The organism is Cuspidothrix issatschenkoi CHARLIE-1 (genome assembly GCF_002934005.1).
GTDB lineage: Bacteria > Cyanobacteriota > Cyanobacteriia > Cyanobacteriales > Nostocaceae > Cuspidothrix > Cuspidothrix issatschenkoi.
The window spans coordinates 1-6,300 of the sequence record NZ_PGEM01000113.1 but is presented as its reverse complement, the minus strand read 5'-3'; the positions used below and the strand labels follow the sequence as shown (position 1 = coordinate 6,300).

The window sequence follows — 6,300 nt, the reverse complement described above, 5'->3', positions numbered from 1 at the left end:
GGTCATTGGTAATTGGTCATTGGTAATTGGTAATTGGTAATTGGTGATTGGTCATTGGCGATCGCTGATGGTTAATTTTACCAAAAATTTGGCTTGATCTCATTCCTATGCAGAGTATAGGAACGAGAATTAATTACGAATTACGAATTACTAATATAACTTTTTATCACTCTACCAGCACCGCGCAATTGTTGATAATAAGCTTGACTAACTTTATCACCTTGGTCTGAAAGTTTATCAATACCTATACCGTTACGTCCTTGTTCTTCTCCTGAACTGTGAATATAGTAACCATCACCTAAATATAATCCTACATGAGTAGCTTTTTGAGGAGTACCAAAAAAGATTAAATCTCCTGGTTGTAATTCATTGATATCAATTGCTTGGGTAAAAGCTTCTTGTTGATAAGCGTCCCTTGGTAGCCAAACACCGACGGATCGAAAAGCTGCTTGCATTAAACCAGAACAATCATAATTTGGGGCTACAGTTCCTCCCCAAAGATAATAATTATCTTGTTGTTTGGCAGCTTGAGTAAAACCAATAATTTCTGGTATGCGTTGTTGAATTTCGTCTAATAATATCAATTGGGGTTGATATTTTATTGGTGCTGGTTGAACAAATCGTAAATCTGAGAGAGATAACCATCCAGGATAGTCGTCTTCACACAAACAAACTGTAATTGCTTGATTTTGATGATTGGATGTGATTTTTAAATGTCTTCCTGCTGCGGCTTGGGTTGCTAAACGGACACATTCAGGAGCATCATATAAATTGAGATCAATCTGACAGAAATATTCATCTGTGGGGGAATGGGGAATAGATAAGTTTAAAAACATAAGGATTTTTGTCTGAATCAGGATTTATAGGATTTAAGGATTAACAGAATTATATAATCAATTATGTCAAAATCAGGATGCTGAGGATTAAAAGAAAAGTATGATAACCCAATAAGCCATCCTGTAAATCTTGATGCAGACAATTTCACCCTATCATACAACCGTACTGTATTGTCTGATGATGTAGTAGTAATGGTTTTGCCATCCAGGCTGAAACTGACAAGAATTAGACCGAGTTAGGTTATACAGTGTAAATGCGGAATGGCTGAAGATAAGGAAATTATTGCAAATGGTTTTTTTCAATCAAGACGAACAACTAGAAAATATTGGTAATGAAATTTTAGAGGCAACTTGGTCTAAATTTGCCGATTTAACCCGTGGACAAATCGCTTTAACTTGGGTGGTGTATGATCCTCCTGTGCCTGTAAATACAGGTGGTGCTTTAACTCCTGATGCTTTTTGGGATCATGGTGTGAGAGGTTTTAACTATCGGGGTGGAGAACGTATTTATCCCGCCAGTGTTGTCAAATTGTTTTATTTGGTAGCAGTTCATGAATGGTTAGAAAAGGGAATGAGTAATACTGCCAAGGAATTAGAAAGGGCCTTGAGTGATATGATTACTGATTCTAGTAATGATGCTACCAGTTTAATAGTTGATATTCTCAGTGGTACTACTTCTGGCCCTGAGTTACCGACTGGACCGTTTGAAACTTGGAAATATCAACGGAATATTATTAACCGTTATTATCAGTCCTTGGGTTGGGAAGAAACAAAAGGTATTAATGTATGTCAAAAAACCTGGGGTGATGGTCCCTATGGTCGAGAAAGGGCTTTTTATGGGGAAATGTTTGAAAATCGGAATATGCTGACGACTGATGCCACTGCGAGATTATTACATAGTATCGTCGGTGGGGTGGCTGTTTCCAGTGGGCGATCGCAAACTATGATGAAAGTACTCAAACGCAGTGTTAACCCTGATGATTTACCCCAAGATGTGGAAGAAGACCAGGTTACAGGCTTTTTAGGCGGCGGTTTACCTCCAAATAGTCAAATTTGGTCAAAAGCTGGTTGGACAAGTTCTGTCCGTCATGATGCGGCTTATATTGAATTACCAGATCAGCGTCCTTATCTTTTGGTAGTATTTACGGAAGGGAAAGTAAATGCCAAGAGTAAGGAAATTTTACCGTTTGTTTCCGATAAAATTGCCGCAGCAGTTAGCAACTTATAACCAACCGTAATCTAGGTGGTGCGTTAACAGAGTTTAACGCACTCTACATCAAAGATTTATCTATTTAACATATTTGAGTAATTCTACAATCTCAAAACAGATGTAATCTTAGAGAGTTATGATAAATTTCGATTATCAAAACTCACAAATTTATAAATTTAGTTGCCATCAGATTTATGCAAATAGATGAAAATAGGATTGTATCTTTTATTTGTAATGGTTATACTGTGGGTATAAATCTCAACTATGTTACCCATTATATCATCCGCGAAGAATTTGTAGAATTATTTGTGATTGGACAACAATTCCCGATAGCTGTACCCTTCTGTACTGCACTGAATGACCTACTAACAACTATGGCGATATGTCTTTATAGCGATATTGAGTATTAAGAAATAGGGGAAAATGTTAAGGGAATAGTGTATGATTTGGGGTCGCAATTTATCTGTTGTATTTTGATTTTAAGTAAAGGCTAGATTTAATTTATATGATTTGAGTATGTTTTAAATGGTTAAATATAAACATCTAAAAACCCGATCAAGGTTGACCGGGTTATAGCGAATTTACAGGTTTCAAATGATTAAACTACGCGATAGTAAGTTACTAGGGGTGGACTTTTAGAATCACAAACACAGCATCCTCACGTTTTTCCGCTCTGGGATTTGGCTTCGCCATTTCATCTAGACTCTGGCTATTTGCCACTGTACTATTAATAATGCTGTACTTGGTGGGCTGCCGACCGGGGACACTATATCAATTAGCCCTTTCTTTGAGTTGGTTTCTTTTCTCTTGTGTCCTATGGATTTAATATATCATTTCATTTTCTGGATGCAATTAGTTCTTTACATTTATTAACAAAGATATGCAATAAAGAGGAAATGGGCTATTTCCGTTTAGTTCCTTTTTGCCAGCTTTGACCGTTAGGTTGTTTGCTAAATTCTGCTTTGGGAAAAAGTCGCTGTTCTATGTGTTCATAACTGCCTTCAAAGTCACATTGACCAAACAGGGGACATTGACGACAATAAACGCCTTTGGTGTAACGTTCTAGGTTCTCACGGTTGAAAAAATAGGGTTTATGACTAAATGTACTCGCTACCCATTGCCATGACATATTGTTACTTGCTGGATCACCATCTAGTAAATGTTGGAGAAACCATTTTGCGCCGGCTTGCCATTGAATATGTCGCCAGTGAATAATATAGGCTGCTAACCACATTCTGATATGGTTGTGGAGGTAGCCTGTTTGCTGTAATTCTTGACTAAATTTGTCAATGCAAAATAGTCCTGTAGTTCCATTGCTGATATCTGCGGGTAGCTGGGGAGCGTAGTTCGTGGTTTTGTAGCCGGTTTTGTATTCCTCCTGATTTTCCCAAATTCCATTTCCGAGTTTGATATATAATCTTTGCCAATAGTCGCGCCAAGCTAGTTCATTAATGAGTTTATTGGCATCATCTGGATTTTTAACTCGTTGTAGTATATATTCTCGAATTTCTCTTAAACTTAATACACCATGACGAATATAAGGTGATAATTTAGTAACATCACCAGTTAAAAAGTTGCGTGTTTTTGCATAAGCTATAGGATCAACTTTCTCTAGTGCTTGCTGTGCGGCTTTCCTTCCCCCGGAGATGATGCTAATGTGATCATCTACTGCTGCTGCTTGGGGAAACTGTTCCCGGAGGTATGTGATTAATTCTGCACGATTGTTAAATTCACGTAACATAAAATTATAGATTTGGTGGTTTTTAATCAGTAGCAACTCATACCAATTTTCTATGAAGATGCACATAATTAGACCCCCTGTAGTCGACCCTTAGCAAGAAGGGACAGCGAAGCTGGGGGAAAAATTATATGCAACTTTACAAAGAAATGGTATTAGTTTTAATTATCCCTAATCTAATTATTCAAAATTACAAACTGTTGCAAAATGTCGCCAGAATTCCCCATTGGTAGTAAAGTCCGTGTAGTAGCATTGCCACCTTATGTAAAAACTGCTGACCCCATGCCTATGTTACGTCCTCCTGATGTGATTCACATTGGAGAAGAAGGTATAGTTATGGACTGTCGCCCTGGTGGTTATTGGGGTGTACGCTTTACTAGAGGGGCTTTTCTCATTGATAGTCAATACATCGAAAGTGTTGAAAACCCAATTGACCCAGAATCAGATTGAGAATAATGACTACAAAAAAGTAAACTGGTGTTGATTGATTATTTTAGTTTGAACAATGGTTTCCCGTCGCTCTTTGATTAGCATCTTATTTGCAACTTGTTTAGTTGTCATCAATTGGTTAAATTTTCCCTCTCCTGCTCAAGCTTTGGGGGGCAAATTACCCATAATTAATCAAGCTGCACCGGAGTTTACCTTACCGACAAATACGGGAAATGGTAAAGTTTCTTTAACGGATTTTCGTGGTCAATGGGTTGTTCTCTATTTCTATCCTAAAGATTTTACTTCTGGCTGTACTATTGAAGCTCGCCGTTTTCAGCAAGATTTACCCACATACATGGGAAAAAACACTCAAATTATCGGTATCAGTGCTGATGATGTTGATTCCCATGCAGAATTTTGTGATTCAGAAGGGCTAAAATTTCCCTTATTAGCTGATACTAAAGGTGAAGTTAGTAAAGCTTATGGTTCTTGGATTGGTTTTGTTTCCATGCGCCACACTTTTATTATTGATCCTCAAGGTATTTTACGAGAAACTTTTGTTAAAGTTAATCCTACTATTCACAGCCAAGAAGTTTTAGCAAAGTTAACAAAATTGCAATCTGCTGTGTAAGAATTCAGAAGCTAGTTTTTCCATCAATGATCAAGCATGACTCAAAGAAAAACTCTGATTTGTTGTGTTTGCTGTATCCTTACTTTGCTATTTCTTAGAAAGTAGGGGTAATTCATGAATTACCCCTAGCCAAGGATTTCTAAATTGAAAATTTTATAGGAGTGATATTTTCTTGATATGAATCATGATCCTTATATTGTCCAACCAGGGTCTAATATTTCTTTAACCAAAGATTATAACCCAGCCTATAAATGTGAATTTCATCAAAAAAGTGAGGCGGCAACAAAATTAAAAGCAGGTATTTTACAACTAGCTAAATATCAAGATATTCTCTATGCCCAAAATACCTATGCTTTATTGATTATTTTTCAAGCTATGGATGCTGCGGGTAAAGATAGCACCATTAAACACGTTATGTCTGGAGTTAATCCCCAAGGATGTCAGGTATTTAGTTTTAAATCCCCTAGTGATGAAGAATTAGATCACGATTATTTATGGCGTTCGATGAAGTCTTTACCAGAAAGAGGAAGAATTGGCATTTTTAATCGTTCATATTATGAAGAATTACTGATAGTACGTGTACATCCAGAAATTTTGAAAAAACAACAATTACCGAATTTTCCTAAAGGTGATCAAATATGGAAGCAAAGATTTGAGGAAATTAATAATTTTGAAAAATATTTGGTAAATAATGGGGTAATTGTTCTCAAGTTTTTTTTAAATGTTTCTAAAGCAGTACAAAAAAGAAGATTTTTAGAACGAATTGAAGCACCGGAAAAAAATTGGAAATTTTCTGTTAATGATGTGCGGGAAAGAGGTTTTTGGGATGATTATATGAATGCCTATGAGCAAGTTTTTAATCACACAAGCACAGAACTTGCCCCCTGGTATATTATTCCAGCCGATCGCAAGTGGTTTACACGGTTGGTAGTGGCGGATATTATTTGTAAAAAATTACAGGAATTAGATTTGCAATATCCGCAAATGAGTCAAGAATATAAACAGCAATTATCAGTAGCGAAAAAAACTTTGGAAGCGGAAAATTAATGTTGATAAAAAGATCCCCGATTTCTCAACAAAGATGGGGGATCTTAGCCTTGATATTTTTTTAAATCACATAGAAGTGTTATATATCCATAGATATAGGGAATTAATTACTAATTTTAACTACTACGCCGTAAGTCCCCCACTGAATTTGGTACTCCTAATCAGTGGCGGGATATAAGGCGGGAAAAACCGAAATCGTTCTCAATCAATACGAGGCATAGCCGAGTAAGAGCAAAGAACATTTGAGGTTTTTCTAATATTATGTATTACGCCCTTGTCAAAAATAATATATCATGCTAAAATAAATTTATCAAGGAGGTGATTTGAGTGCTACACAAGGCTGTTCAAGTTCGTATATACCCATCTAAAGAACAAGGAATACAACTAGCACAAGCTTTTGGATGTGCTA

General features: G+C 36.5%; 8 protein-coding genes. 6 read left to right on the top strand and 2 right to left on the bottom strand.

What is annotated here, in order from left to right; translation table 11 throughout:
* Window positions 1–140: 140 nt before the first annotated feature.
* The gene (locus CUN59_RS15175; RefSeq protein WP_104388630.1) at window positions 141–836 is read right to left on the bottom strand and encodes a C40 family peptidase; all 696 of its coding nucleotides are present in this window, start codon (window positions 834–836) and stop codon (window positions 141–143) included.
* Between the two features lie 289 nt (window positions 837–1,125).
* Here CUN59_RS15175 and CUN59_RS15170 point away from each other — a divergent pair, with 289 nt between their 5' ends.
* Window positions 1,126–2,064 (top strand): serine hydrolase, encoded by a 939-nt coding sequence (locus CUN59_RS15170; protein ID WP_104388629.1) that lies wholly within the window; start codon window positions 1,126–1,128, stop codon window positions 2,062–2,064.
* Window positions 2,065–2,240: 176 nt separating this feature from the next.
* A complete protein-coding gene (locus CUN59_RS21140; protein ID WP_133164031.1) occupies window positions 2,241–2,456 on the top strand; it encodes a hypothetical protein in 216 nt (71 codons plus the stop codon).
* A gap of 491 nt (window positions 2,457–2,947) precedes the next feature.
* Here CUN59_RS21140 and CUN59_RS15165 read toward each other — a convergent pair whose 3' ends face one another.
* Entirely contained in the window at window positions 2,948–3,787 is an 840-nt protein-coding gene (locus CUN59_RS15165) for an FAD-binding domain-containing protein (protein WP_104388643.1), read from the bottom strand.
* Window positions 3,788–3,991: 204 nt separating this feature from the next.
* On the opposite strand from CUN59_RS15165, the gene sipA reads away from it, so the two are divergent.
* From sipA to CUN59_RS15145, 4 genes are all read left to right on the top strand, one after another.
* Window positions 3,992–4,234 carry a regulatory protein SipA gene (sipA, locus tag CUN59_RS15160; protein WP_104388628.1) on the top strand — a complete coding sequence of 81 codons (243 nt, stop codon included), beginning with the start codon at window positions 3,992–3,994 and terminating at the stop codon, window positions 4,232–4,234.
* 55 nt (window positions 4,235–4,289) lie between these two features.
* Window positions 4,290–4,844 carry a peroxiredoxin gene (locus tag CUN59_RS15155; protein WP_104388627.1) on the top strand — a complete coding sequence of 185 codons (555 nt, stop codon included), beginning with the start codon at window positions 4,290–4,292 and terminating at the stop codon, window positions 4,842–4,844.
* Between the two features lie 177 nt (window positions 4,845–5,021).
* Window positions 5,022–5,891: a polyphosphate kinase 2 family protein gene (locus tag CUN59_RS15150; protein ID WP_104388626.1), complete on the top strand. Its 870-nt coding sequence runs from the start codon at window positions 5,022–5,024 to the stop codon at window positions 5,889–5,891.
* 327 nt (window positions 5,892–6,218) lie between these two features.
* On the top strand, window positions 6,219–6,300 hold an 82-nt coding region (locus CUN59_RS15145; RefSeq protein ID WP_165790209.1), incomplete at its 3' end, for a helix-turn-helix domain-containing protein.

Coding starts and splice junctions, on each gene's coding strand:
- sipA (WP_104388628.1), top strand. CDS start 3,992: ATGTCGCCAGAATTCCCCATTGGTAGTAAAGTCCGTGTAGTAGCATTG.
- CUN59_RS15175 (WP_104388630.1), bottom strand. CDS start 836: ATGTTTTTAAACTTATCTATTCCCCATTCCCCCACAGATGAATATTTC.
- CUN59_RS21140 (WP_133164031.1), top strand. CDS start 2,241: ATGCAAATAGATGAAAATAGGATTGTATCTTTTATTTGTAATGGTTAT.
- CUN59_RS15150 (WP_104388626.1), top strand. CDS start 5,022: ATGAATCATGATCCTTATATTGTCCAACCAGGGTCTAATATTTCTTTA.
- CUN59_RS15155 (WP_104388627.1), top strand. CDS start 4,290: ATGGTTTCCCGTCGCTCTTTGATTAGCATCTTATTTGCAACTTGTTTA.
- CUN59_RS15170 (WP_104388629.1), top strand. CDS start 1,126: ATGGTTTTTTTCAATCAAGACGAACAACTAGAAAATATTGGTAATGAA.
- CUN59_RS15165 (WP_104388643.1), bottom strand. CDS start 3,787: ATGTTACGTGAATTTAACAATCGTGCAGAATTAATCACATACCTCCGG.